This window comes from Phycicoccus avicenniae (assembly GCF_050496545.1).
GTDB lineage: Bacteria > Actinomycetota > Actinomycetes > Actinomycetales > Dermatophilaceae > Phycicoccus > Phycicoccus avicenniae_A.
In genome coordinates this window covers 46,506-69,418 of record NZ_JBNVZV010000014.1, presented here as the reverse complement: position 1 = coordinate 69,418, position 22,913 = coordinate 46,506, and the positions used below count along the sequence as shown (strand labels likewise).

22 protein-coding genes are annotated in these 22,913 nt (G+C 71.9%); 9 read left to right on the top strand and 13 right to left on the bottom strand.

Translation table 11 applies throughout. The features are described from left to right. Position 1: 1 nt before the first annotated feature. A complete protein-coding gene (gene mdo, locus ACQZ2A_RS12950) occupies positions 2-1,294 on the bottom strand; it encodes an NDMA-dependent methanol dehydrogenase (RefSeq protein WP_430211639.1) in 1,293 nt (430 codons plus the stop codon). 293 nt (positions 1,295-1,587) lie between these two features. On the opposite strand from mdo, the gene mftA reads away from it, so the two are divergent. The 7 genes from mftA to ACQZ2A_RS12915 are packed head-to-tail and all read left to right on the top strand — an operon-like array spanning position 1,588 to position 8,018. Continuing rightward, on the top strand, positions 1,588-1,704 hold the full coding sequence (gene mftA, locus ACQZ2A_RS12945) for a mycofactocin precursor MftA (protein WP_430211636.1): 117 nt from the start codon (positions 1,588-1,590) through the stop codon (positions 1,702-1,704). A gap of 7 nt (positions 1,705-1,711) precedes the next feature. After that, complete coding sequence (gene mftB, locus ACQZ2A_RS12940) at positions 1,712-1,975, top strand: mycofactocin biosynthesis chaperone MftB (protein WP_430211633.1); 264 nt, start codon at positions 1,712-1,714, stop codon at positions 1,973-1,975. After that, positions 1,972-3,204: a mycofactocin radical SAM maturase gene (gene mftC / locus ACQZ2A_RS12935; protein WP_430211629.1), complete on the top strand. Its 1,233-nt coding sequence runs from the start codon at positions 1,972-1,974 to the stop codon at positions 3,202-3,204. Before mftB ends, mftC begins: the two co-directional genes overlap by 4 nt. Before the next feature lie 5 nt (positions 3,205-3,209). Beyond that, positions 3,210-3,932 carry a mycofactocin biosynthesis peptidyl-dipeptidase MftE gene (gene mftE / locus ACQZ2A_RS12930; protein WP_430211627.1) on the top strand — a complete coding sequence of 241 codons (723 nt, stop codon included), beginning with the start codon at positions 3,210-3,212 and terminating at the stop codon, positions 3,930-3,932. Next, a complete protein-coding gene (locus ACQZ2A_RS12925) occupies positions 3,929-4,717 on the top strand; it encodes a mycofactocin-coupled SDR family oxidoreductase (RefSeq protein ID WP_430211624.1) in 789 nt (262 codons plus the stop codon). Before mftE ends, ACQZ2A_RS12925 begins: the two co-directional genes overlap by 4 nt. After that, complete coding sequence (mftD, locus tag ACQZ2A_RS12920; RefSeq protein ID WP_430211622.1) at positions 4,710-7,334, top strand: pre-mycofactocin synthase MftD; 2,625 nt, start codon at positions 4,710-4,712, stop codon at positions 7,332-7,334. The genes ACQZ2A_RS12925 and mftD overlap by 8 nt, the downstream gene beginning before the upstream one ends. Positions 7,335-7,346: 12 nt before the next feature. Beyond that, positions 7,347-8,018: an LmeA family phospholipid-binding protein gene (locus tag ACQZ2A_RS12915; protein ID WP_430211619.1), complete on the top strand. Its 672-nt coding sequence runs from the start codon at positions 7,347-7,349 to the stop codon at positions 8,016-8,018. Between the two features lie 8 nt (positions 8,019-8,026). Here ACQZ2A_RS12915 and ACQZ2A_RS12910 read toward each other — a convergent pair whose 3' ends face one another. The 5 genes from ACQZ2A_RS12910 to truA form a co-directional block, all read right to left on the bottom strand. Continuing rightward, a complete protein-coding gene (locus tag ACQZ2A_RS12910; protein ID WP_430211616.1) occupies positions 8,027-11,533 on the bottom strand; it encodes an alpha-amylase family glycosyl hydrolase in 3,507 nt (1,168 codons plus the stop codon). A 115-nt stretch (positions 11,534-11,648) separates the two neighbouring features. Then, positions 11,649-12,221, bottom strand: a complete 573-nt coding sequence (locus ACQZ2A_RS12905; protein WP_430211613.1) for a TIGR03086 family metal-binding protein — start codon at positions 12,219-12,221, stop codon at positions 11,649-11,651. 11 nt (positions 12,222-12,232) lie between these two features. Beyond that, positions 12,233-13,927: an ABC-F family ATP-binding cassette domain-containing protein gene (locus ACQZ2A_RS12900; RefSeq protein ID WP_430211611.1), complete on the bottom strand. Its 1,695-nt coding sequence runs from the start codon at positions 13,925-13,927 to the stop codon at positions 12,233-12,235. A 324-nt stretch (positions 13,928-14,251) separates the two neighbouring features. Further along, complete coding sequence (locus tag ACQZ2A_RS12895) at positions 14,252-14,650, bottom strand: MmcQ/YjbR family DNA-binding protein (RefSeq protein WP_430211609.1); 399 nt, start codon at positions 14,648-14,650, stop codon at positions 14,252-14,254. 25 nt (positions 14,651-14,675) lie between these two features. Beyond that, positions 14,676-15,512 carry a tRNA pseudouridine(38-40) synthase TruA gene (truA, locus tag ACQZ2A_RS12890; protein WP_430211766.1) on the bottom strand — a complete coding sequence of 279 codons (837 nt, stop codon included), beginning with the start codon at positions 15,510-15,512 and terminating at the stop codon, positions 14,676-14,678. 319 nt (positions 15,513-15,831) lie between these two features. Between truA and ACQZ2A_RS12885 the strand changes: the two genes are divergently transcribed. Beyond that, complete coding sequence (locus ACQZ2A_RS12885; RefSeq protein ID WP_430211607.1) at positions 15,832-17,301, top strand: hypothetical protein; 1,470 nt, start codon at positions 15,832-15,834, stop codon at positions 17,299-17,301. A 122-nt stretch (positions 17,302-17,423) separates the two neighbouring features. Beyond that, positions 17,424-18,437: a hypothetical protein gene (locus ACQZ2A_RS12880; protein WP_430211605.1), complete on the top strand. Its 1,014-nt coding sequence runs from the start codon at positions 17,424-17,426 to the stop codon at positions 18,435-18,437. A gap of 151 nt (positions 18,438-18,588) precedes the next feature. Here ACQZ2A_RS12880 and rplQ read toward each other — a convergent pair whose 3' ends face one another. The 7 genes from rplQ to infA all read right to left on the bottom strand — a co-directional run bounded on the left by rplQ (position 18,589) and on the right by infA (position 22,609). After that, on the bottom strand, positions 18,589-19,314 hold the full coding sequence (gene rplQ, locus ACQZ2A_RS12875) for a 50S ribosomal protein L17 (protein WP_430211603.1): 726 nt from the start codon (positions 19,312-19,314) through the stop codon (positions 18,589-18,591). Between the two features lie 38 nt (positions 19,315-19,352). Then, positions 19,353-20,387, bottom strand: a complete 1,035-nt coding sequence (locus tag ACQZ2A_RS12870; RefSeq protein WP_430211601.1) for a DNA-directed RNA polymerase subunit alpha — start codon at positions 20,385-20,387, stop codon at positions 19,353-19,355. Positions 20,388-20,533: 146 nt separating this feature from the next. After that, a complete protein-coding gene (gene rpsD, locus ACQZ2A_RS12865) occupies positions 20,534-21,142 on the bottom strand; it encodes a 30S ribosomal protein S4 (RefSeq protein WP_430211598.1) in 609 nt (202 codons plus the stop codon). Positions 21,143-21,177: 35 nt separating this feature from the next. Continuing rightward, positions 21,178-21,582, bottom strand: coding sequence for a 30S ribosomal protein S11 (gene rpsK, locus ACQZ2A_RS12860; protein WP_128366906.1), 405 nt, complete (start codon positions 21,580-21,582; stop codon positions 21,178-21,180). A 58-nt stretch (positions 21,583-21,640) separates the two neighbouring features. Continuing rightward, entirely contained in the window at positions 21,641-22,018 is a 378-nt protein-coding gene (gene rpsM, locus ACQZ2A_RS12855) for a 30S ribosomal protein S13 (RefSeq protein ID WP_430211594.1), read from the bottom strand. 226 nt (positions 22,019-22,244) lie between these two features. Then, positions 22,245-22,358, bottom strand: coding sequence for a 50S ribosomal protein L36 (gene rpmJ, locus ACQZ2A_RS12850; RefSeq protein ID WP_006592630.1), 114 nt, complete (start codon positions 22,356-22,358; stop codon positions 22,245-22,247). A gap of 29 nt (positions 22,359-22,387) precedes the next feature. Then, entirely contained in the window at positions 22,388-22,609 is a 222-nt protein-coding gene (infA, locus tag ACQZ2A_RS12845; protein WP_006946284.1) for a translation initiation factor IF-1, read from the bottom strand. Between the last annotated feature and the right edge of the window lie 304 nt (positions 22,610-22,913).

The following is a 22,913-nucleotide window of genomic DNA, read 5'->3' as shown; positions in this document are numbered from 1 at the left end:
CTCAGGTGAGCAGGTCGTCGAGGTCACCGTTCATGCAGTGGTCCACGACCGGCCGCACCGTCTCGAAGGTGCACTCCTTGGCGTTGCCCGGGGTGCAGGCGTCGCCGAGGACGTGGTTCGTGATGCGGTCGACGTCGGCCTCGTCGCCGGTGATCGTCTTGGCGTTCTCGTAGAACTTCGTCGGGCCCTGTCCCAGACGGTTCTTCGAGTAGCTGTCGGCGGTCACGTCGGTGAACTTCTCGGTGATGCCCACGTCGCGCAGCAGCCGGATGGCGGCCTCGAGCGCGGCGTCCGCGGCTTGCACGTCGGTCATCCCGTAGGTGTCGACGCCCATCGCCTCGGCCATCTCGGCGAACCTCTTGTACTGGGTCGGCATGTTGAACGCCCAGACCCGCGGCAGCGCGATCGCGTTGTTCAGCCCGTGGTGGGTGTCGTAGAACGCCGACACCGCGTGGCTGATCGAGTGGATGATGCCGAGGCCGCCGGAGTTGAACGCCTGCGCGGCGATGTACTGCGCGTACATCATCCCCTGGCGCCCGGCGAGGTCCTGGCCGTTCCACACCGCCTGGCGCAGGTTCTCGGCGGTCAGCTTGATCGCCCGGAGCGCGTTGCCGAGCGAGGGCTCGAAGTTCAGCCGCGAGACGTACGGCTCGCTCGCGTGGGCGAGCACGTCGAAGCCGCACTGGGCCGTGTAGTCGACCGGGCAGTCGTAGTAGAGGACCGGGTCGTCGATGGCCAGCGTGGTGACCGAGGCGTCGTCGAACGCGACGTACTTGTGCGGGTTGTCGGGGTCGGTCGTGGTGTCCGTGATGACGTAGGCCCACGAGGTCTCCGAGCCGGTGCCGGCCGTCGTCGAGACCGCGATGTGCGGCGGGTTCTTCGGGTTCTCGGACTTGTTGAAGCCCTCGAACTCGTTGACGTTGCGGCCGTCGTGGGCCACCGCCACGCGGGCGCCCTTGCACGCGTCGTGCGAGCTGCCTCCGCCGATCGACACGAACGAGTCGCACTCGTTGTCCTGGTACAGGGACACCGCGTCCATGACGTTGTAGTCCTTGGGGTTGGACTCGACCTTGTCGTACACGACGACCTCGAGGCCGTGGTACTTCATCGACTCCACGATCTTGTGGACGACGTCCGTGCCGCGCAGGCCCGACGTCATGACCAGGGTCTTGCGGAAGCCCAGCTTGAGCGCCTCCGGGCCGATCATCTCGTGCGCACCGGGACCCATCAGGGCCCGCGGGAAGGGGTGGAACTCCTTGATGGGGAACGGTTTCAGTAGCTCGTCGACCTGCATGGAACATCCTCCTCGTTGAGGCAGTCGCCTACCAGCGCCGCCGACGCTAGGGAGGGCCACGCGGGCTTGACCAGACGAGGATCCGGAAACCGCCCGCCCGCCCCGGGCCCGGCCCGTTCGCCGGAGGGTGGGTGCGCCCCGCCGTCCGGGCAGGTCGCCACCTGTCCCCTGCCCGGACGGCGGGGCGGCGCCCGTGCGGGCGAGGGGTGCTCGCCCGCGGCCGCCGTTCCTAGCGTGGAGGAACGGCTCCACGAGGGGCCGGCCACCACCGACGCAGCTGGGAAGGAGTCGCCATGACCCCCGAGGAGACGGTCGAGCAGACCACCACCGAGGCCCCCGAGCGCGAGGAGCTCCTCGCCGACGCCCTCGTCGAGGACGTGTCCATCGACGGCATGTGCGGCGTCTACTGAGGCCGCCGTGCTCGAGCAGCCCTGGGAGCTGAACGGCTCGGTGGCCATCCGCCCCGAGCCGTTCGGGGCCCTGCTCTACGACTTCACCACCCGCCGGCTGACCTTCCTCAAGGACCGCCGGCTCGTCGCCGTCGTCGAGGGCCTGGCCGCCGCCCCCACCGTCGGGGCCGCCCTCGAGCGGGCCGGCGTCCGCGACGACGAGCGGGCCGGGTTCGACGCCGCGCTGCACCGGCTCGCCGAGCAGCGGATGATCACGAGGAGGACCGCATGACCCTCGCCCCCGAACGCCCCGCCGTCCCGACGACGGGCACCCGGCTCGTCGACCACTTCGAGCACGGCCTCGACGCCCCGATCTGCCTCACCTGGGAGCTGACCTACGCCTGCAACCTCGCGTGCGTGCACTGCCTCTCCTCGTCCGGCCGGCGCGACCCGCGCGAGCTGACGACCGCGGAGTGCTTCGGGCTCATCGAGGAGTTCGAGGCCATGAAGGTGTTCTACGTGAACATCGGCGGCGGGGAGCCCACGGTGCGGCCCGACTTCTGGGAGATCATTGACCACGCCGTCGCCCACCACGTCGGGGTCAAGTTCTCCACCAACGGTTTCCGCATCACCCCCGAGCGTGCCGAACGGCTGGCGCGCACCGACTACGTCGACGTCCAGGTCTCCCTCGACGGCGCCACCGCCGAGGTCAACGACCGCGTCCGCGGAGCCGGCACCTTCGACGCCGCCCTCCGCGCGCTGCGCAACCTGCGCGACGCCGGTATGCAGGACACGAAGCTCTCCGTCGTCTGCACGCGCGAGAACATCCCGCAGCTCGACCGGTTCAAGGACATCGCCGACGAGCACGGCGCGATGCTCCGCCTCACCCGCCTGCGCCCCGCCGGCCGCGGCGCCGACGTGTGGCACGAGCTGCACCCGCTCCCGGAGCAGCAGCGCACCCTCTACGACTGGCTCGTCGCGCGTGGCGAGGGCGTCCTCACCGGCGACTCGTTCTTCCACCTGGCGGCCTACGGCGACGCCCTCCCCGGCCTCAACCTCTGCGGAGCCGGCCGCGTCGTCTGCCTCGTCGACCCGGTCGGGGACGTCTACGCCTGCCCCTTCGCCATCCACGACCGCTTCCTCGCCGGGAACGTGCGCGGCGACGGCTTCGGCAGCGTCTGGCGCGACGCCCCGCTGTTCCGGGAGCTGCGTTCCCCGCAGACCGGTGGCGCGTGCACCCGGTGCTCGGCCTACGACGCCTGCCGCGGCGGCTGCATGGCCGCCAAGTTCTTCACCGGCCTGCCCCTCGACGGCCCCGACCCCGAGTGCGTGAAGGGCAACGCGGCGGGCGCCCTCGCCGCCGTGGCCGACGGCAGCCGCCCGGCCCCCTCGCAGGACCACAGCCACACCGGTCCGGTCCGCAACGCCCCGGTCCCGGTCACCATCGCCCGCCGCCCGCCGGCCTCGCCGTGCGACGAGAACCCCCTGGCTCCCGGCCGGGACGCCGTCGCGACGGGCTGACGTCGGTGGACCTCGGGCCGCGGACCTCCGGCGCCGCGCTGCGCGGTGCCACGGTCCTCGTGCCGTTGGGCGCGGTCGAGCAGCACGGCGCCCACCTCCCGCTGCACACCGACTCCCTCGTGGCCCGGGCCGTCTGCGACGGTGTCGCCGAGCGGCTGGCCGACCTCCCCGCCGTCGTGGCCCCGACCGTCGAGTACGGCGCGAGCGGCGAGCACGAGGGCTTCCCGGGCACCGTCTCGATCGGCACCGACGCCCTCCTGCACCTCGTCGTCGAGCTCGTCCGCTCCGCGCGCCGGTGGTGCGGGCCGGTCGTCCTCGTCACCGGGCACGGCGGGAACGCGCAGGCCCTCGTCCACGCCGTGCGGCAGCTGCGGTGGGAGGGCCACGACGTCTCGTGGACCTCGTGCGCCGAGCCCGGGTGGGACGCGCACGCGGGCCGGGCGGAGACCTCGATGGTGCTGGCCCTCGACCCCGCGAGCGTACGGACCGAGGCCGCCGCCCCCGGCCCGACCCGACCTGTCGGAGAGCTGCTGGCGCGGCTGCGGGCCGAGGGCGTGGCCGCCGTCTCGCCGAGCGGCGTCCTCGGTGACCCGAGGGGCGCCTCGGCGGCCGAGGGCCGTGCGCACCTCGAGCAGCTGGTCGAGCGCGTGGCGCGCCAGGTGCGCGCCGCGGCGGTCGACGAGGACGGGTGCCTCGTCCGTCCGCAGGGCTCCGGGGTGCCGGCGTGAGCAGCGGGCCGGAGGACGCCGCACGGGTGGCCGTCGTCGGCGGGGGCGCCCGGGGCATCGGTGCGGCCGTCGCCCGGCGGCTGGCCGCACGCGGGCCGGTCGTCGTCCTCGACGCGCTGGGCGGCGAGACCGTCGGCTACCGCCACGCTGCCGACATCGATGCGCAGGCGTTGCGCGACAGCGGGATCGAGGTGCGCTCCGTCGACCTGCGCGACCTCGCGGCCACCTGCGCCGCGGTCGACGAGGTCACCGCGCGGTACGGCCGGCTCGACGTCGCCGTCGCCTGCGCCTCCGCGATCGCGGGTGGGTCCCCGCTGTGGGAGACCTCCTCCGACCTGCGCGACGGGTTGTGGGCGGCCGACGCCACGACGGCGTGGAACCTCGCGAGCGCCACCGTCCCCCACCTGCTGGCCCGTCCGGCCGCCGACCGGCCCACGGTGTGCGTGGCCACCTCCGTCGCCGGCGACCGCGGGCTGTACGGGCTCTCCGCCTACGTCGTCGCCAAGCACGCCGCGGTGGGCGTCGTCCGGGCGCTGGCCGCCGACCTCGTCGGCACCTCCGTGACGGCCTGCGGCGTGGCCCCGGGAGCCACCGACACCGAGATGCTGGCCGCCACGGCGCGCATCTACGGCCTCGACGACGTGCACGAGCTCGCGCAGCACCAGCACCCACCCCGGCCGTTCGACCCCGACGACGTCGCGGCGGTCATCGAGTTCGGCTGCACCGCAGGGACATCCGTCCACGGTGCGATCCTCCCGGCCGACGGGGGGTTCGGCCGTGCCTGACCTCCCCCGCGGTTTCCGGGTGCGCCTGGCCGACGACACGCACCGCTGCGACGACGGCCGCACGCTCTTCGGGGGCTCGTCGGGCCGGCTCGTCCACCTCCGCCCGGCCGCCCTCGAGCGGTTCGACGAGCGCGGCGCCCTCGTCGTCGACGACCCCACCTCGGGCCGCGTCGCCCGGCTCCTCCTCGACCGCGGCCTGGCGCACCCGTGGTGGAACGGCACCCCGCCCGCCCCACTCACCGACGTCACCGTGGTCGTCCCCGTGCTCGACCGCCCGGCGGCCCTCGACCGGCTCCTGCGGGGGCTGCCCGGTGTGCCCGTGGTGGTCGTCGACGACGGCTCCCGCGACCCCGCGGCCCTCGTCGAGGTGTGCCGGAGCCACGACGCCCGCTACGTCCGCCACCCGGAGTGTCGCGGGCCCGCCGCCGCGCGCAACACCGGCCTGCGCACCGTCACCTCCGGCGTCGTGGCCTTCGTCGACTCCGACGTCGTCCTCGACACCACCGCCCTCGCCGCGCTGCGCCGGCACCTCGAGGACCCCGCGGTCGCCCTCGTCGCGCCCCGGGTCCTCGGGCTCGACGACCTCCGGGGAGTGCTCGCCCGCTACGAGTCGGCCCGCTCCTCCCTCGACCTCGGCGCCGCACCCGCCCGGGTGCACCCGCACGGACGCGTCTCGTACGTGCCGAGCGCCGTCCTGCTCGGGCGCCGGGAGGCCCTCGGCGACGGCTTCGACGAGTCCCTCGAGGTGGCCGAGGACGTCGACCTCGTGTGGCGGGTGGCCCGTGACCACGTCGTGCGCTACGACCCGTCCATCGTCGTGCGGCACGAGCACCGCACGACTGCCGGAGCCTGGCTGCGGCGAAAGGCGTTCTACGGCAGCGGCGCCGCCCTGCTCGCCACCCGCCACGGCGAGGCCGTCGCCCCCGCCGTGCTCGCCCCCTGGGCCGCCGTCACCGCCGCCGCGCTGCTGGCCCAGCGCCGCTGGAGCCTGCCTGTCGCCCTCGCCGCCGCCGCGTTCGCCGAGCAGTCCCTCGCCCGGCGGCTGACGGGCAGTGACCAGCCGCACCGTGCCGCCCGAGCGGTGCTCGCGGTCGGCCTGCACGCCACCCTGACCCAGACCGCGGGTCTCGTCGTCCGCCACCACTGGCCTGTCACCGTTGCCCTGCTGCCGATCTCGCGGCGTGCCCGGCGGGCAGCGGTCGTCGCGGCCGTCGTCGACGGCGTCCTCGACCACCGTCGCGTCCGCCCCGACCTCGACCTCCCGCGCTACGTCGCGCTGCGCCGCGCCGAGGACCTCGCCTACGGCGCCGGCCTCTGGTGGGGCTGCCTGCGCGAGAGGTCGGCCCGCGCCCTCCTGCCCTCCGTCCGCACCCGCACCACCACCGTCACCGCCCCGCCCGTCAGCACCGCCCCCCCCACGAGAGGCCACCCCATGAGCAGCACCGGATGGTTCGAGACCGTCGCCGAGGCCCAGCGCCGCGCCGAGAAGAGGCTCCCGCGCTCGGTCTACAAGGCCCTGCTCGCCGGCTCCGAGCGCGGCCTGACCTACGAGGACAACATCGCCGCGTTCTCCGAGCTGGGGTTCGCACCGCACGTGGCGGGTGGGCCGGCCGAACGCTCGCTCGCGACCTCGGTGATGGGCGTCGACCTCGCGCTGCCGGTCATCATCTCCCCCACCGGCGTCCAGGCCGTCCACCCCGAGGGCGAGGTGGCCGTGGCCCGCGCGGCAGCCGCCCGCGGCACCGCCATCGGGCTCAGCTCGTTCGGGTCGAGCAGCATCGAGGACGTCACGGCGGTCAACGACAAGACCTTCTTCCAGATCTACTGGTCCGGGGGCCGCGACACCATCGAGCAGCGGTTCGAGCGGGCCCGGGCAGCCGGAGCGAAGGGGATCATCGCCACCCTCGACTGGACCTTCTCGCACGGGCGCGACTGGGGCAGCCCGACCATCCCGGAAGCCCTCACCCCCCGGGCGATGATGTCCTTCGCGCCCGAGGTGGTCCGCCGGCCACGGTGGCTGCTCGACTTCGTCCGCTCCGGCGCCCTCCCGGACCTCACCACCCCGAACATGGGGGCGCCGGGCCAGAAGGGCCCCACCTTCTTCGGCGCCTACGGCGAGTGGATGACCACGCCGCCGCCGTCGTGGGAGGACATCGCCTGGATGCGCGAGGCGTGGGGCGGCCCGTTCATGCTCAAGGGCATCTGCCGGGTCGACGACGCCCGCCGCGCCGTCGACGCCGGCGTCACGGCCATCTCGGTCTCGACCCACGGCGGGAACAACCTCGACGGCATCCCCGGCGCGATCCGGATGCTCCCCGGCATCGCCGAGGCGGTGGGTCACGACGTCGAGGTCGTCTTCGACTCCGGCATCCGGAGGGGCGGCGACGTCGTCAAGGCCCTGGCCCTCGGCGCCCGCGCCGTGATGATCGGCCGGGCCTACCTCTGGGGTCTCGCGGCGAACGGCCAGGCCGGTGTCGAGAACGTCCTCGACATCATGTCCGGCGGCATCTCCTCCGCGCTGCTCGGGCTCGGGAAGGCGTCCGTGCACGACCTCACCCCGGACGACGTACTCGTGCCGGAGGGGTTCGCCCGGACGCTCGGGGCGATGCGGGCGTGACACCCTGACCGGGTGAAGCGCTTCCTCCTCGGTGTCGTCACCACCCTCGTGGTCCTCGCGGCGGCGGCCGGCGCCCTGCTCCTCTCGATCGGGTCCGGCGCCCCGCCGGCGCCCGTGCCGCCCGCCTCCCCCACGTCCTCGACGGCTCCCACACCGCCCGCGGACCTCGCGGCGGACGAGACCTGGCTCGGCGCGGTGCGCCTCACCGGTGAGGACGTCGTCGCGGCCGACGGCACGCTGACCGACGTCACCGCGACCGGCTCGGGAGTCCGCTTCGGACCGGCCGGGCTGCGGGCCGCCCGCCTCGACCTCTCGGCGACCCTGCCCTTCGACACCGTCGCGCGGCAGGTCGGCGAGGGCGTGCGGCTCTTCGACGCCGGCCGGGGCCGCGCCGGGGTCGAGCGGACCGCCACGGTGCTCGGGCGCCAGGTCACGGTCCGCGCCACCGGACGGGTCCGCGCCGACGCCGGCGGGCTGCTCCTCACGCCCGAGACCGTCGACCTCGGCGGGCCGGGTGTCGTGGACTCGGCGGCGAGCGCCCTGGTCCGCGAGCTGGTCACCATCCGCCAGGAGGTGCCCGGCGTGCCGGACGGGATGGTGCTGCGCGAGGTGCGGGTGACCCGCGCGGGCTTCGCCGTGCGCCTCGACGGCCGCGACGTCGTGCTCGGCCCGACCGGGCGCTGACGTCCGCCTCAGAAGCGGCCGACCACCTCCACGCCGGTGGCCTGCACGACCCGTCCGAGCTCGTCGTAGGCGACGACGGCCACCTGGCCGGCCCGCGAGATCTTCCGCGCGTCCCGGGCGTCACGGCTGCTCAGCCGCAGCACCTCCTGGTCGGCGAGGTCCGGGTAGCGGTCCGCCAGCCAGGTCGGCAGGCCCCGCCGGTCGAGGGTCAGCGGGACGGAGGACCCGCCGACGGTCTCGGTGTCGAGGGCGAGCGAGCCCTTCGGCCCGTAGTGCAGCCGGTAGGTCCAGCTGCCGCGCTCGTCGGGCAGGTTCCACGACACGCGGTTGGGGGTCAGCCACGAGGCGCGCGCGGTGCTCAGGTCCGGCCCGAGGTCCGGGACGAAGGTGTCCACGCCGATCGTCGAGGTGGCGCGCTGGAACGAGATCGTCGTCGCCTCCCCCTCCGCGACCGTGAACGACTGCGGCCCGCTCGAGCCGACCGAGACCGACCAGGTACCCGCCGGGATGCCGATCGTCGAGAACGAGTACGTGCCGTCCCGGTCCGGGTCCTGCAGCCAGGAGCGCATGCAGGAGGCGTCCCCGTCGGTGGGGCAGCCCAGCTCGGACTGGAAGTCACCGGTCGCGACGAGCACGGGGTCGAGCTCGGTGTTCGTCACCCACTTCGTGCGGTAGTCGAAGTAGAACGACACCGGCCCGCCGTCGGTCGTGTACGCGATGTCCGAGCCGTTGCGCTTGGCGCCCGACCCGTAGTTCTCGTCCCACGACCGGTTGACGGCGGCCTTGAACGCGTACTGGCCGGCCTGGGGGCTGAAGGTGCCCTTCCAGACCTGGTCGTCGTCGAGCGCGAGCTGGATGTCCTCGCACGGCGGGTCCCAGTCGGCCCCGCAGCCGATCTCGCTGCCGTGGCTGCCGGGCACCGACACCGCGTCGGGCTGCGTGATCGGGCCAAGGACGACGCCGTCCTCCTCCGGCGGCTGCGGCTGGCCGACGACGGCGCTCGTCGAGACCACCCCGAGGTCGCCGTCGTGGTCACGGGCGATCGCTCGGTACTCCACCGGCGTGCCCTGCGCCAGGCCGCGCACGTCGTGGAAGACGCGGTAGGGCGCGTTGTCGTCGGTGCCGAGCGGCGTCCAGCCCGTCGTGCCGACCCGCCGCCAGGCGAAGGTCACCTGCGTGAAGTCACCACCGGGGACGGTGACGCCCACCTCCGCCCGGCCGGTGACGATGCCCGCCGCGCCCGGGGCGCTGAATGCGGGGCGCGGCGCGACGCGGTCGCCCCGCAGCTTCGCGGTCGCCCGGTAGACGACGCCGGAGAGCGGGGGGACGTTCACGGTGACCCGGCCCTCGGCGTCGGTCCGCAGCTGCTTCGGGGCCGAGGCCGGCCACACCGCCTTGAGGGTGCTGCGGCCCGGCTGGTAGGTCGCGAAGGTCGCGCTTTTCGCCGTCTCGGCGTTGTTCACCGCGACGACGTACTCGACCTTCTCGTCCGGGTCCATCCGGCTGAAGGCGAAGATGCCGGCCTCGTTCGAGGCGTACCGGTGCACCTGCGCCCCGTCGGCGAGGGCAGGGTGCTTGTCTCGGAGCTTCGCCAGCTCGGCGATGTGCCGGTACAGCGGGTGCTTCGTGTCGTAGTTCGCGTCGGCGGTCGTGGCCCGGGTGCCGATGAGGTCGTAGGTGTCGTTGTGCAGCGCCACCTTGCTCGGGAACATGTCCTCGCGCGCGCGCTGGTCGCCGATGCCGCCCGGGACGTCCGACGGGGCCGAGAATCCCTGCTCGTCGCCGTAGTAGACGACCGGCTGCCCACGGGTGAGGTACATCAGCGAGTGCGCCAGCTCGTCGCGCCGCAGCAGCTGGGCATCGGTCCACGAGGTGCCCTGGCGCAGGAAGCTGCCGACCCGGCCCATGTCGTGGTTGCCGAGGAAGGTCGGCAACGAGTAGGCGTTGGAGTCGGTGTCGGTGAAGTAGTCGTCGAGGGCGTAGAAGTCGCGCATCTCGCTGGTGGGCTTGCCCTTGGCGAAGTTGACCCCGCTGCCCTGGAACCCGAAGTCGACGGTGGCCTGGAGGCGGCCCTCGGTCGTGTACTGGGACATGAAGCGCGGGTCGGCGTCGTAGACCTCGCCGAACATGAAGAAGTCCTTGTTGCCCACCTGTGCGGCGTAACCCTGGAGGGCCGGGCCGAACTGCTTCCAGAAGTCCATGTTGACGTGCTTGACGGTGTCGATGCGGAAGCCGTCGACGCCCGCGTCCTTCACCCACGTCTTGTAGACGTCGATCATCCCCTGCACGACCTGCGGCCGCTCGGTCCACAGGTCGTCGAGGGCGGAGCGGTTGCCGGACGGGAAGTCGCCGTACTCGCTGTTCTCGCCGGAGAAGGTCGAGGTGCCGCGGTTGTGGTACATCGTCGGGTCGTTGAGCCAGGCCGGGACCTTGGCCGTCTTGTCGGCCTCGGTGCGGAAGGTCGGCACGTACGGGAACGAGGTGGCGGCGTCGACCTCCGGGAAGTCGTCGCCGATCATCGTGAAGTCGCGGTCGTCGAAGGGCGCCCCGGACGCGTCGGTGTACGGCGACTCGGCCTTGGTCTTGTAGGGCACCTGACCGGTCTCGTCGTAGGCCGAGGACGGGTAGTCGAGCACGTCGGCCGTGTGGTTGGTGATGATGTCGAAGAAGACCTTGATGCCCCTCTTGTGCGCCAGGTCGATGAGCTGCTTGAGCTCGGCGTTGGTGCCGAGGTGCGGGTCGATCTGGGTGAAGTCGGTGACCCAGTAGCCGTGGTAGCCGGCCGACTCCGAGCCCGGCTCGCCCTGCACCGGCTTGTTCTTGAACGAGGGCGTCATCCAGATCGCGGTCGTGCCGAGGCCCTCGATGTAGTCGAGCTTCTTCATGAGGCCCTTGAGGTCGCCGCCGTGGTAGAAGCCCTGGTCGCTCGGGTCGAACCCGGTGGCGCTGCGCGAGCCGGTGAGCCCGCCGCGGTCGTTGCCGGCGCTGCCGTTGGCGAACCGGTCGGCCATCACGAAGTAGAAGTTCTCGCGGGTCAGGTCCTTGCGCAGGCCGTCCTTCGCGAGCCGGGCGTCGGTACGGGTCGGCCGGCTCGACGGGGCCTCGGCGGGCCCGACCCGGACGCGGTGGGTGGCGTGGTCGTAGGTGAAGCGCAGCGTCGTGGGGGCCGTGAGCGGCAGCGGGATGTTGCCGTCGGCCACCCCGAAGGTCGCGTCGCCGTAGTTCTCGTCCCACGAGCCGTTCAGCCGCACCTTGTAGAGGTAGTCGCCGGCCGGGACGGTGAAGGTGCGCGCGAAGAGCCCGGGCGACCCGGCGACCGGCAGCAGGTCGGTGGACGTGCAGTCCTCGGACCAGTCGGCGGGACAGCCGAGCTCGCTCATCAGCGTGCCCATGAGGGTCACCCGCGACGGGGTGTCGGTGTGGTCGGCCGTGGCGGGGGCGATGCCCACCACGGCGCCGGCGAGGACCAGGGCCCCGGCGGCGAGGACGGACAGGCGTCGACGGGGACGAAGCATCGGTGCTCCTCGGGGTGGGTCGGCGGCGGGGCCGTCCGGCTCGGTGTGCGAGTCGCCCAACCTAGGTGCGTAAACGCTTTACATGAAGATCCGGAGCACAGGCTTGAAGAACTCTTTACCCTGCCGGCGGCGTCCACGCCGGGTCGCGTCCGATGAACCCGAGCAGCCGGGTCTGCGGGTCGGCGTCGTCGGGCACCGGGACGCGCGGTCCGTACTGGCCGGAGGAGCGCATCGACTCCTCGACGCCGGCCATCCCCTCGACCAGGCCGGCGCAGACCTCGGGGTCCATCCGGTCGTCCTGCCCGGTGGCTCGGGCGAGGTCCCAGGTGTGCAGGAAGACGTCGGTCGTGTAGATCATGTCGGTCGCCGCGCCGAGGCTCATCGAGCCGATGTGCGGGTTGTCCAGCGGCTGCTCGACCCGCTCCGGGTCGTCGAGCAGCGCCTGCACCGCGGCCACGTGCCCCTCCCACGCGGCGAGCGGGTCCTCGGCCGCGCTGGGCTGCGGCGGGAAGGCCACGCCGCTGCCGGCCAGGAAGGCCGGGTACCAGGTGGTGAGGTGCTCCACGACCGAGCGGGCGGTCCAGCCCTCGACGGGCGCCGGGACGTCCCAGTCGCGGGTGCCGCGCACCCGGTCGGTGAAGACGGCGGCCACCTCGCGGTGGCGCTCGGCCGGTGACTGCGGACCCATCGCGTGCTCCCTCATCTCGGCCGGCGGACCCGGCCCTCGTCCCAGACCGGCTCGTCGGTGGCCGCCACCGTACCGTCGGCGCGGAAGACGAGGAAGCGGTCGAGGTCGCGGGCGAACCAGCGGTCGTGCGTGACGGCGACGACCGTGCCCTCGAACGCGGCGAGGGCGTCCTCGAGCGCCTCGGCCGAGTGCAGGTCGAGGTTGTCGGTCGGCTCGTCGAGGAGCAGCAGGGTCGCCCCGGACAGCTCGAGCAGGAGGATCTGCAGCCGCGCCTGCTGGCCGCCGGAGAGCGAGTCGAAGGACTGCTCGGCGGCCGCGGCGAGCCCGTAGCGGTCCAGCGCGCGAGCGGCGAGGTCGCGGGGCATCCCCGCCCGGTGCTCGTCGCCGCGGTGGAGGATCTCCAGCAGCGTGCGCCCGTGCAGGGCCGCGTGGTCGTGGGTCTGCGCGAACCAGCCCGGACGCACCCGCGAGCCGAGCACGACCCGGCCCGCGTGCTCGACCGGCTGCGGCCGGATGTCCCCGACGGGCTGGTGCTCGCGGTCGGGGTCGCTGCCCCCGGCCGCCAGCAGCCGGAGGAAGTGCGACTTGCCCGAGCCGTTGCTGCCGAGCACGCCCACCCGCTCGCCGAACCAGATCTCGGCGTCGAACGGCTCGACGAGGCGCTGCCCGTCGACGCGCAGCTCGAGCGCCGTCGCCACGACGGCGCGCTTCGCCGTGCGGCCACCGGTGAGCCGCATGGTCACCTTCTGCCGCAACGGGACCGCCTCGGGCGGGCCGGCCTCCACGAACTTGCGCAGGCGGGTCTCGGCGGCGCGCAGCCGGGAGGCGAGCCCGTCGTTGTACGTCGCCTTCTGGCGGTACATCAGGACGAGCTCCTTGAGCTTGACGTGCTCCTCGTCCCAGCGGCGGCGCAGCTCGTCGAGGCGGTCGTTGCGGTCGATGCGCGCCTGCTCGTACGTCGAGAAGCGGCCGGGATGCACCCACACCGTGTTGCCCCCGTGCCCCGGCTCGAGGGTGGCGATGCGGGTGGCCACCCGGTCGAGCAGCTCGCGGTCGTGGCTCACGAAGAGCACGGTCTTCGACGACTCGACCAGCCGCTCCTCGAGCCAGCGCTTGGCCGGCACGTCGAGGTAGTTGTCGGGCTCGTCGAGCAGCAGCACCTCGTCCGGGCCGCGGAGCAGCGCCTCGAGGACGAGCCGCTTCTGCTCGCCGCCGGAGAGGGTGGAGACCTTGCGCCACTGGGCCTGCTCGAAGGGGATGCCGAGCGCGGCGACGGTGCAGACGTCCCAGAGCGTCTCCCACTCGTACCCACCGACGTCGCCCCAGTCGGCGAGCGCCTGCGCGTAGTCGAGCTGGTCCTGCTCGGACTCGCGCTCCATCATCGCCAGCTCGGTGCGGTCGACCGCCTCGGCGGCGAGGCGCACCGGCTCGGGGGCGACCGAGACGAGCAGGTCGCGCACGGTCGTGTCGTCGCGCACCTTGCCGATGAACTGACGCATCACCCCGAGCCCGCCGCTGCGGGTCACGGCGCCGTCGAACCCGGTGAGGTCACCCGCCAGGATGCGCAGCAGCGTGGTCTTGCCGGTGCCGTTCGGCCCGATGAGGGCGGTCTTCGCGCCGTCGCCGACGCGGAACGTCACCTCGCGCAGCAGGGGCCGGCCGTCGGGAAGCGAGAAGCCGACGGCGCCGATGTCGAGGTGTCCCACGAGCAACCATCCTCCCGGATCCCCCGCCTCCCGTTCACCCACTTATTGCGCATCCCCCACCTCTCCGGGGCCCCAGAGGCCCGGTCGAGGTGGGAGATGCGCAATAAGTCGGGTCGGGGCCGGCTCCGGGTCAGGTGCGCGGCTGCGCGTGCGGTCAGGCGGGGAGCAGCGCAGATCGCACGGAGTCGGGACGCCCCGACCTCGCGTCGGTCCCGCTCGGGTCCGATCTCCCGGGCGGCGGTGACTTCTCGCCGCCATCCGGCGCATCGGACCAGAACCCACGCCCCGAACCAGAACCGAGCGCGACGCCGACCGATGCCGGTGTCAAGCGGTCCGGGCGTCGAGCTCGGTGATGAGGCGCGCGGGAGCGGTGGCCCGGTAGGAGGACTCGACGAGCTCGGCGACCTCGCCCCAGTCGACGTCACCGCGCAGGTCGAGGGCGAGCCAGCCGTACGTCCCCTCGTACCCGGGCACGCTCACCCGGGGGTCCTCGAGCAGGGCCGGCCGCTCGTCGGCCTCGGGCAGGAACACAAGCGCCTGCCGCAGCGCGTCGGAGCCGTGGTCACCCTTGACGACGCCGCCGAAGATGGCGAAGACCTTCTTCGTGAAGAAGGTCGGCCGGCCGTGGCTGACCTTCTCGTCGGCGCCCGGGAGGCCCAGCGCGATGTCGCGCACGCGCACGAGCAGCGGGTCGTCGTCGTCGAAGCGGGCGGGATGGGCCATCGGCCCACGGTAGGCGCTGCGGACCTCAGCCGGGGAGGGTGCGGGTGGCGCGGGCCTCCTCGGCGCGAGCGGCCAACGCCTCGTCACCGGGGTAGACGACCTCCTCGAGCGAGAGGCCGTGCGCGGGCATCACCTTCACCCGGGGGTCGCGGGCGCCGGCCCGCAGGACCTCCTCGGGCCAGCCGGATGCCTCCCGCCCCTCCCCCACGGGCACGACGGCCCCGACAAGCGCCCGGACCATGCTGTGGCAGAACGCATCCGCGACCACCGTGCCCTCGAGCACGCCGCCCCCACCCCGACGCCACGAGTACTCGAGCAGCGTCCGCACGGTCGTCGCCCCCTCGCGCCGCTTGCAGAAGGCGGCGAAATCACGCAGCCCCACCAGCCGGCCGGCCGCCTCGTCCATCGCCGCGACGTCGAGGTGGTCCCGGACGACGACGGTGTCCCGGCGGCGGAGCGGGTCGACCGCAGCGGAGTCGTCGCACACGCGGTACAGGTAGCGGCGGCGCAGGGCCGAGAACCGGGCGTCGAAGCCGTCCGGCGCGACCGCGACACGGCGCACCACGACGTCGGCGGGCAGCACCCCGGCGAGCCGGGCCACGGCCGCGACCTCGGGCGGCCGGTCCGAGCGCCCGGGCAGCCGCGCGAAGGCATCCTCGTCGACGTCGGCGTGCACCACCTGGCCGCGGGCGTGCACCCCGGCGTCCGTGCGTCCGGCGACGGTGAGCCGCACCGGTTCCGTAGCCCGCAGCACCGTGGTCAGGGCCTCGGACAGCACGCCCTCGACGGTCCGTAGCACCGGCTGCGCGGCCCAGCCGGCGAAGTCCGTGCCGTCGTACCCGAGGTCGAGGCGGAGGCGCACGGTCACCCGGGCAGCCTAGCCAGCGACCGGACGCCACGAGGGCCGCCTCCAGCGCGGGAGACGGCCAGGCGGGCCAGCCGGAACCTCGAGGACAGCGGTCCGCTCTCCGCCATCGGAGGAGACCCGTGGCCCGACCGGCGCGCGGTGGTCGGGCACGGCGGTTCATCGGCGCTCCCCGTCGTGCCGCCGGGGTCCTGCCGGCCCATACCTCACGCGACACCGACGTCGTACCGCACTGCATCTGGACGCCGTACCGGGTGGGGGGAATACTGCGTGTCACGTCGTAAGGGGTGCGCTCATGGGGCGACAGGCTGTCGTGGTGATCCACGGAATGGGTGGGCAACGACCGCTGGACACCTTGACCCGGTTCGTCGACTCGGCTCTGGAGCCGGACGTCGCGGGCAAGCGACAGTTCTACTCGCGGCCGGAGTCCGTCACGGGGTCGTTCGAGTCGCGGCGATTCCTGGCACCGTACGTCGACCTCGAAGCAGACGGCGATGGCACGGAGAGAGTCCGCCCGCAGACCGAGTTCTTCGAGTACCACTGGGCCGACAAGATGCAGGGCAATCGGCTTGATGACCTGTGGCCCACCTTCCGCCGGATGGTGCTGTGTCGCCCGACCCGGGTCCCAGCCGGCCTGCGAGGCGTCTGGTTGGCTGCCTGGCTCGTGATCGTGGGTCTCGGTTGGGCCGTCGGGTGGGGGCCGCTCAGTGGCGTCTGGCGACCGGGCGACGACCTGGCGACAAGCCTCGTGGCGAGCCTGGTCTCCGGTGCATTGGCCTCCGCGGCGCTCAGTTACGTGGTGTCACGGCTCCTGCCGCTCTGGCTGACCGCGAGCTTCGTCGACGTGGTGCGTTATCTCGATACCAGTCCACGCTCGTACGGCGTGAGGAGGGACATCCGGAAAGGGCTCGTCGAGATGCTGCAGGCTCTGCACGCACGCAGCGCGCGCGGGGACCAGCACTATGACCGCATCGTCATCGTCGCGCACAGTCTCGGTGCCTACATCGCCTACGATGCCATCGCGTACCTGTGGGGCCTGACCAACGCCGAGACGGCCAGTGCCGGGGCCACCGACCTGGCGGGGCTCGACGACCTGGAGCAGATGGCCCATGCGGTGGAGCGCGGGGAGAGTGATGCGACGAACTATCAGGACGCCCAAGCGCTCCTGTTCGAGGGGCTGCGCGCTACCGGGAACCCATGGCTCATCACCGACTTCGTCAGTGTTGGCACTCCCATGTACTTCGCCGACCGCCTCCTCCCGGGGAAGGGCGCTCTCGGATTCGAGCGGCGCAAGGAACGGCACGAGCTGCCGACCTGTCCACCGCTGATCGAGGAGGAAGGGAACGGCCCCACCCGGGGCCGAACCCGGTACTCCTGGCGCAAGAAGGACGGCAACCGCCAAGTCCTTCACGAAGGCGCCCCCTTCGCGGTTGTCCGCTGGACCAATGTATTCTTCCCGACCCGGGGGGGCTTCCTCGGCGACTGGTTCGGGGGCGCACTGGCGCCGTTGTTCGGCGCCGGGATCAGGGACGTCGAGGTCACCGGCAATACCCCGCAGCGACTGATGCCCGCTTGGGCGCATTCCCTCTACTTCAGTTTCCCCGACGACGTCAGTCCCGACTCGGTCACCGAGGCACTCCGCGACGCGATGGGACTGCCCCGACGGAAGAAGACCAGACCCGCGCCCGGCGCGGTGGCTGGTTCCGGGACGAACGAAGGCCGCACACGGCCGAGCTCCGGCGATCGGCCGGCGTCGGAGCAGGCGACGGCCATCGGGGCGAAGTGATGGCAGGTCAGTACGCGTCGCAGCCGAAACGCAGCAGCGTGCCGAAACCGAGGCAGGTCACGCAGACGGGCCAGTGCGCGACCCCTCAGCGCCAGACGACGCTGACTGAGCGACTCGGGTCGATGGACGCTGCGCTGAAGCGTAGCGGGCAGGTTGCCAGCACGGCGCTCGCGGAGGACGCGGAGTTCGAGAACAACCTGTTCACCAAGGCATCGTTCTTCACCAGCTCGCGCCGAGACGTGCGGCGTGAGGAACTGCTGGACCAGCTGATCGATGCCGGCCGAGGCCTGGCCGCGACCTATCGAGGTCTCCTCGACGATCAAGAGATCTGGAGGCACCTCGCCCGCGGGGAGGTGAACAGGCAAGAGGTCGGGCTCCGTGGCCAAGTGCTGCTCGTCGAGGCGGCACGGCAGAACGTCGAGGTAGTGCTTGACGTTCTGGGCTACCAAGGGCCGCCGCCGGCGTACGAATGGGTCGACCGGATCCAGAAGCCCCTGATCTCCCTCTTGGCCCATGGCGTGACCCCTGACCACGCTGCGGTTCTCGCAGCAGACACCGAGTGCCAGCTGCGTCAGCTCGTCGCGCGCCTCGAGGACCTGACCGACGAGGCCGACCGGGTAGCCCGAAGCCACGAGGCCGGAGGAAGACGCGACGTGAAGTCGAGGCTTCGCCGGATGGTGGCAGCTGCGCACGACCGGGTGACTCCCACGCGTCTGCTCTTGGTCGCAGTCGTCAGCGACATGGTGGGCACCGGTCTCATGGAGGGCGTTGGTGAGGGCGCCACGGCAGGAGTGTCCACCCTGATCGCCGCCGGCGTCTGCGCCGCGCTGACGCATCGGAGCAATCCTCCGGGCGGTGACATGGTCGCCGATCTGAAGTCGGGGCTCACGACCTTGTACGACGTCATCAAGCGCGCCGGCGAACCACCCCGGCAGGACTACGACGGTCTACTCATCAGGCGCGCGGCGATGCAGCTGGCCCTGGACGCAGCACGGCTTCCAGACCCGGACGCGACCAGGCGCTGGCAGGACTGGGTCGAGGACGTCGACGAGCTAGTCACAGATGCGAGCTTCACCGAGGGCGGCGCGTTGCGACTGCACGATGACGCGAGCCGCCTGATCAATATGGCCAGTTGATCGGCCGCCATGGCCCGGTACCGGGGAGTCGCACCGCCATCAGCACCGGCGGGGCGCGGCCTTCATGGCTCTGCCATGGCCCCGGTAGCACGTGGACGGCCCCTCTCCTGTCGCGGGAAAGGGGCCGTTCACATGCCGGGCGAGAAGAGGTTCAGTCCTCGTCCTCGACCTGCTGCTTCTCGGCGCCACCGGCCGGCTCGAAGCCGGCGGCCTCGGCGGCCTCGGCGCTCTCGAACCAGAACTCGGCGACCGTCTGGTCGTACCACTGCGAACCCTCGACGTGGTACTTGCCGGAGTCGGCGTTGCCCTTGACGGTGTAGCCCTCGGGAGCCGAGCCGTCCTCGGTCGCGGCGACGGCACCCTCGGGGAGCTCGACCGCGGCCGTCTCCTCCGTGGTCTCCTCGACGGGGGCCTCCCCGGCAGAGCCGGGGGCCGGAACCTCGGCCTCGGCGGCCTTCCGGTCCTTGGCCGAACGCTTGGTGGCCGCCTCGGCCTCCTTGACGGTGGCCTTCTTGGCGACGGGCTCGCGGACGAGCTCGATGACCGCCATGGGGGCGTTGTCGCCCTTGCGGGCGCCGATCTTCGTGATGCGGGTGTAGCCGCCGTTGCGCTCGGCCATGTCGGGCGCGATCTCGACGAAGAGACGGTGCACGACGCCCTTGTCGCGGACGACGGTCATGACCCGACGACGCGCCGAGAGGTCACCGCGCTTGGCGAAGGTGACGAGGCGCTCGGCCAGCGGGCGCAGCCGCTTGGCCTTGGCCTCGGTGGTCGTGATCGAGTCGTGCTCGAACAGCGAGGTCGCGAGGTTGGCCAGGATCAGCCGCTCGTGAGCCGGGCCGCCTCCGAGGCGGGGACCCTTGGTGGGGGTAGGCATTGATGATCTCCTTGGTTAAACGTGCCTGGAGGCGCGGGTCAGAGCTGCTCGTCCTCGGCGAACGCCGAGTCGTCCTCGCCCTCACCGAAGGTGAAGTCGTCGTAGCGGTCGGCGATGAGGCTCGGGTCGAACCCGGGGGGGCTGTCCTTGAGCGCCAGGCCCATGCCGGCGAGCTTGGCCTTGACCTCGTCGATCGACTTCGCACCGAAGTTGCGGATGTCGAGCAGGTCGGCCTCGCTGCGCCCCACGAGCTCACCCACGGTGTGGATGCCCTCGCGCTTGAGGCAGTTGTAGGACCGGACGGTGAGGTCGAGGTCCTCGATCGGCAGCGCCAGGTCGGCGGCGAGCGCGGCGTCGGTCGGCGACGGGCCCATGTCGATGCCCTCGGCCTCGACGTTGAGCTCACGGGCCAGGCCGAAGAGCTCGACGAGGGTCTTGCCCGCGGAGGCGAGCGCGTCGCGCGGGGCCATCGAGGACTTGGTCTCGACGTCGACGACGAGGCGGTCGAAGTCGGTGCGCTGCTCGACGCGGGTGGCCTCGACCTTGTAGGTGACGTTGAGGACCGGGCTGTAGATGGAGTCGACCGGGATGCGGCCGATCTCCTGGTCACCGGCCTTGTTCTGGACGGCGGAGACGTAGCCGCGACCGCGCTCGACGGTCAGCTCCATCTCGACGGTGCCCTTGTCGTTGAGCGTCGCGATGTGCAGGTCGGGGTTGTGGACCTCGACCCCGGCCGGCGGGGCGATGTCGGCCGCGGTGACCGCGCCGGCGCCCTGCTTGCGCAGGTACATCACGACCGGCTCGTCGTGCTCCGAGGAGACGACGAGGCTCTTGATGTTGAGGATGATCTCGGTGACGTCCTCCTTGACCCCGGGGATCGTGGAGAACTCGTGGAGCACGCCGTCGATGCGGATGCTCGTGACCGCGGCACCCGGGATGCTCGAGAGCAGGGTGCGGCGCATCGAGTTGCCGAGCGTGTAGCCGAAGCCGGGCTCGAGGGGCTCGATGACGAAACGGCTCCGGGCCTCGGAGACGACGTCCTCACTGAGGACGGGACGCTGTGCGATGAGCACGGTGATTCTTCCTTCCCACGGGCGACCGCTATATGACGCCTCGTGAAACGCGGGAGTCTCCTCCCGCCGGTGACCTCACATCCGTCCGTGAGGCCACCCACGGTCCGGGACGCCGCACGCGCCTGGCGCGCGGCGTCCCGTCCCGGTCAGTTCTTCGAGTAGAACTCGACGATGAGCTGCTCGGTGAGCACGGTGTCGATCTGGGCCCGCGTCGGCAGCTGGTGCACGAGGACCTGGAGCGAGCCCGGGACGACCTGGAGCCAGGCCGGGGTCGGGCGGTCGCCGTAGGTCTCGCGGGCGAGCTGGATCGGGAAGGTCTCGACCGACTGCTTGCGCACGGTGATGATGTCGTACTGCTCGACCCGGTAGCTCGGGACGTCGACGCGCACGCCGTTGACCTCGAAGTGGCCGTGCGTGACGAGCTGGCGGGCCGCACGGCGGGTGCGGGCCAGGCCGGCGCGGTAGACGACGTTGTCGAGGCGGGACTCGAGGATCGTCAGGATGTTCTCGCCGGTCTTGCCGGGGCGGTTGGCCGCCTCCTTGTAGTACCGACGGAACTGCTTCTCCATGACGCCGTAGGTGAAGCGGGCCTTCTGCTTCTCCTGCAGCTGGGTCAGGTACTCCTTCTCCTGCATCCGGCGACGGCCGTGCTGGCCGGGCGGGAACGGGCGGAGGTCGAAGTTCTTGTCACCACCGACGAGGTCGGTCTTGAGGCGACGCGACTTCTTCGTGATGGGTCCGGTGTAACGGGCCATGTCTCTCTCTTACCTTTCGCGAAGTCTGTCGGCGCTCAGACGCGGCGGCGCTTGGGCGGGCGGACGCCGTTGTGCGGCTGCGGGGTGACGTCCTGGATCGAGCCGACCTCGAGGCCGGCAGCGGTCAGGGAGCGGATGGCGGTCTCGCGACCGGACCCCGGGCCCTTGACGAAGACGTCCACCTTGCGCATGCCGTGCTCCATGGCACGACGCGCAGCGGCCTCGGCGGCCGTCTGCGCCGCGAACGGCGTGGACTTGCGCGAGCCCTTGAAGCCGACCTGCCCGGCCGAGGCCCAGCTGATGACGGCCCCGGTGGGGTCGGTGATCGAGATGATCGTGTTGTTGAACGTGCTCTTGATGTGGGCCTGGCCCACCGCGACGTTCTTCTTCTCCTTGCGGCGCACCTTCTTGGCGCCGGTCGTGCGGCCCTTGGGAGGCATGTGTTTCTCCTACTGAGTCTTCGGGGAGGGTCGGTGTGAGCGCGGCGTCAGCCGCAGGTCACTTACCGGCCTTCTTCTTGCCGGCCACGGTGCGCTTGGGGCCCTTGCGGGTGCGCGCGTTGGTCTTGGTGCGCTGCCCGCGGACGGGCAGGCCACGACGGTGACGCAGGCCCTCGTAGGACCCGATCTCCACCTTGCGGCGGATGTCCGCCTGCACCTCGCGGCGCAGGTCACCCTCGACCTTGAGGTTGTCCTCGATCCAGTCGCGGAGCTTGACGAGGTCCTCGTCCACGAGGTCCTTCACGCGGGTGTCGGGGCTGACCCCGGTGGCCGCGAGCGCCTTCTGCGCGCTGGTCTTGCCGACTCCGAAGATGTAGGTCAGTGCGACCTCGGCGCGCTTGTCGCGCGGGAGGTCGACGCCCATGAGACGTGCCATCTGTGGATGGTTTCCTTTGCTGGTTGTCGGAGGTCTGGCACAACACCGGTCCGGCCCATCCTGGTCCGGTCCCCGGCCTCCGTGCCGGGGGTGACGTCCCGCGTCCGCCTGCTGTTCCAGGCGACCCGTCGGGGGTCGGGTGCTGCGTGCTTCTGTGTGTTGCGTCTGCTCGAGGATCGGTGACCTCGTGCGGCCTCTCGCGAGGCGGTGCTGCGTCTGACTCGCGTCAGCCCTGGCGCTGCTTGTGGCGCAGGTTCTCGCAGATCACCATGACCCGACCGTTGCGGCGGATCACCTTGCACTTGTCACAGATCTTCTTGACGCTCGGCTGAACCTTCATGTCGCCTTTGCTGTCTCGTCGATTCGTTCTCAGCGGTAGCGGAAGACGATGCGGCCGCGGGTCAGGTCGTACGGGCTCAGCTCCACCACCACGCGGTCCTCGGGGAGGATCCGGATGTAGTGCTGTCGCATCTTGCCGGAGATGTGCGCGAGCACCTTGTGACCGTTCGTGAGCTCGACCCGGAACATCGCGTTCGGGAGTGCCTCGACGATCGTGCCCTCGATCTCGATGACGCCGTCCTTCTTGGCCATACCCTCTCAATCCGCCGTGCGGCCAGCCCCTCGGTGAGGTCGGGCTGGCTCATGGAAATCGGCCCCGTGCTGCTCCTGGCAGGGATGCACCCATGCAGGAACGCACACGTGACCGACGTTCAATGCTACGGCAGGAGGGGGGCGGACACGAAATCGGTGCCCCGGCCCGGAAACGAGTCCACCGGGCCGGCCGTTGCAGGGTTGGCCGACCCGGTGGACTGGACGGGACCGGAGACCGTGCAGGGGGCGGCTCCGGGCCCTGCGCCCGGTGGACAGGGCCGGACCGTGGGGTCCGGATCACCGG

Excerpts from the sequence above, each read along its gene's own strand:
- rpsM (WP_430211594.1), bottom strand. The coding sequence starts at position 22,018 with ATGGCACGTCTCATGGGCGTCGACCTCCCGCGCGACAAGCGCGCCGAG.
- rpsD (WP_430211598.1), bottom strand. The coding sequence starts at position 21,142 with ATGGCCCGTTACACCGGACCCATCACGAAGAAGTCGCGTCGCCTCAAG.
- mftA (WP_430211636.1), top strand. The coding sequence starts at position 1,588 with ATGACCCCCGAGGAGACGGTCGAGCAGACCACCACCGAGGCCCCCGAG.
- infA (WP_006946284.1), bottom strand. The coding sequence starts at position 22,609 with ATGGCCAAGAAGGACGGCGTCATCGAGATCGAGGGCACGATCGTCGAG.
- ACQZ2A_RS12880 (WP_430211605.1), top strand. The coding sequence starts at position 17,424 with ATGGACGCTGCGCTGAAGCGTAGCGGGCAGGTTGCCAGCACGGCGCTC.
- rplQ (WP_430211603.1), bottom strand. The coding sequence starts at position 19,314 with ATGCCTACCCCCACCAAGGGTCCCCGCCTCGGAGGCGGCCCGGCTCAC.
- mdo (WP_430211639.1), bottom strand. The coding sequence starts at position 1,294 with ATGCAGGTCGACGAGCTACTGAAACCGTTCCCCATCAAGGAGTTCCAC.
- mftC (WP_430211629.1), top strand. The coding sequence starts at position 1,972 with ATGACCCTCGCCCCCGAACGCCCCGCCGTCCCGACGACGGGCACCCGG.
- ACQZ2A_RS12895 (WP_430211609.1), bottom strand. The coding sequence starts at position 14,650 with ATGGCCCATCCCGCCCGCTTCGACGACGACGACCCGCTGCTCGTGCGC.
- rpsK (WP_128366906.1), bottom strand. The coding sequence starts at position 21,582 with ATGCCTCCCAAGGGCCGCACGACCGGCGCCAAGAAGGTGCGCCGCAAG.
- rpmJ (WP_006592630.1), bottom strand. The coding sequence starts at position 22,358 with ATGAAGGTTCAGCCGAGCGTCAAGAAGATCTGTGACAAGTGCAAGGTG.
- ACQZ2A_RS12910 (WP_430211616.1), bottom strand. The coding sequence starts at position 11,533 with ATGCTTCGTCCCCGTCGACGCCTGTCCGTCCTCGCCGCCGGGGCCCTG.
- ACQZ2A_RS12905 (WP_430211613.1), bottom strand. The coding sequence starts at position 12,221 with ATGGGTCCGCAGTCACCGGCCGAGCGCCACCGCGAGGTGGCCGCCGTC.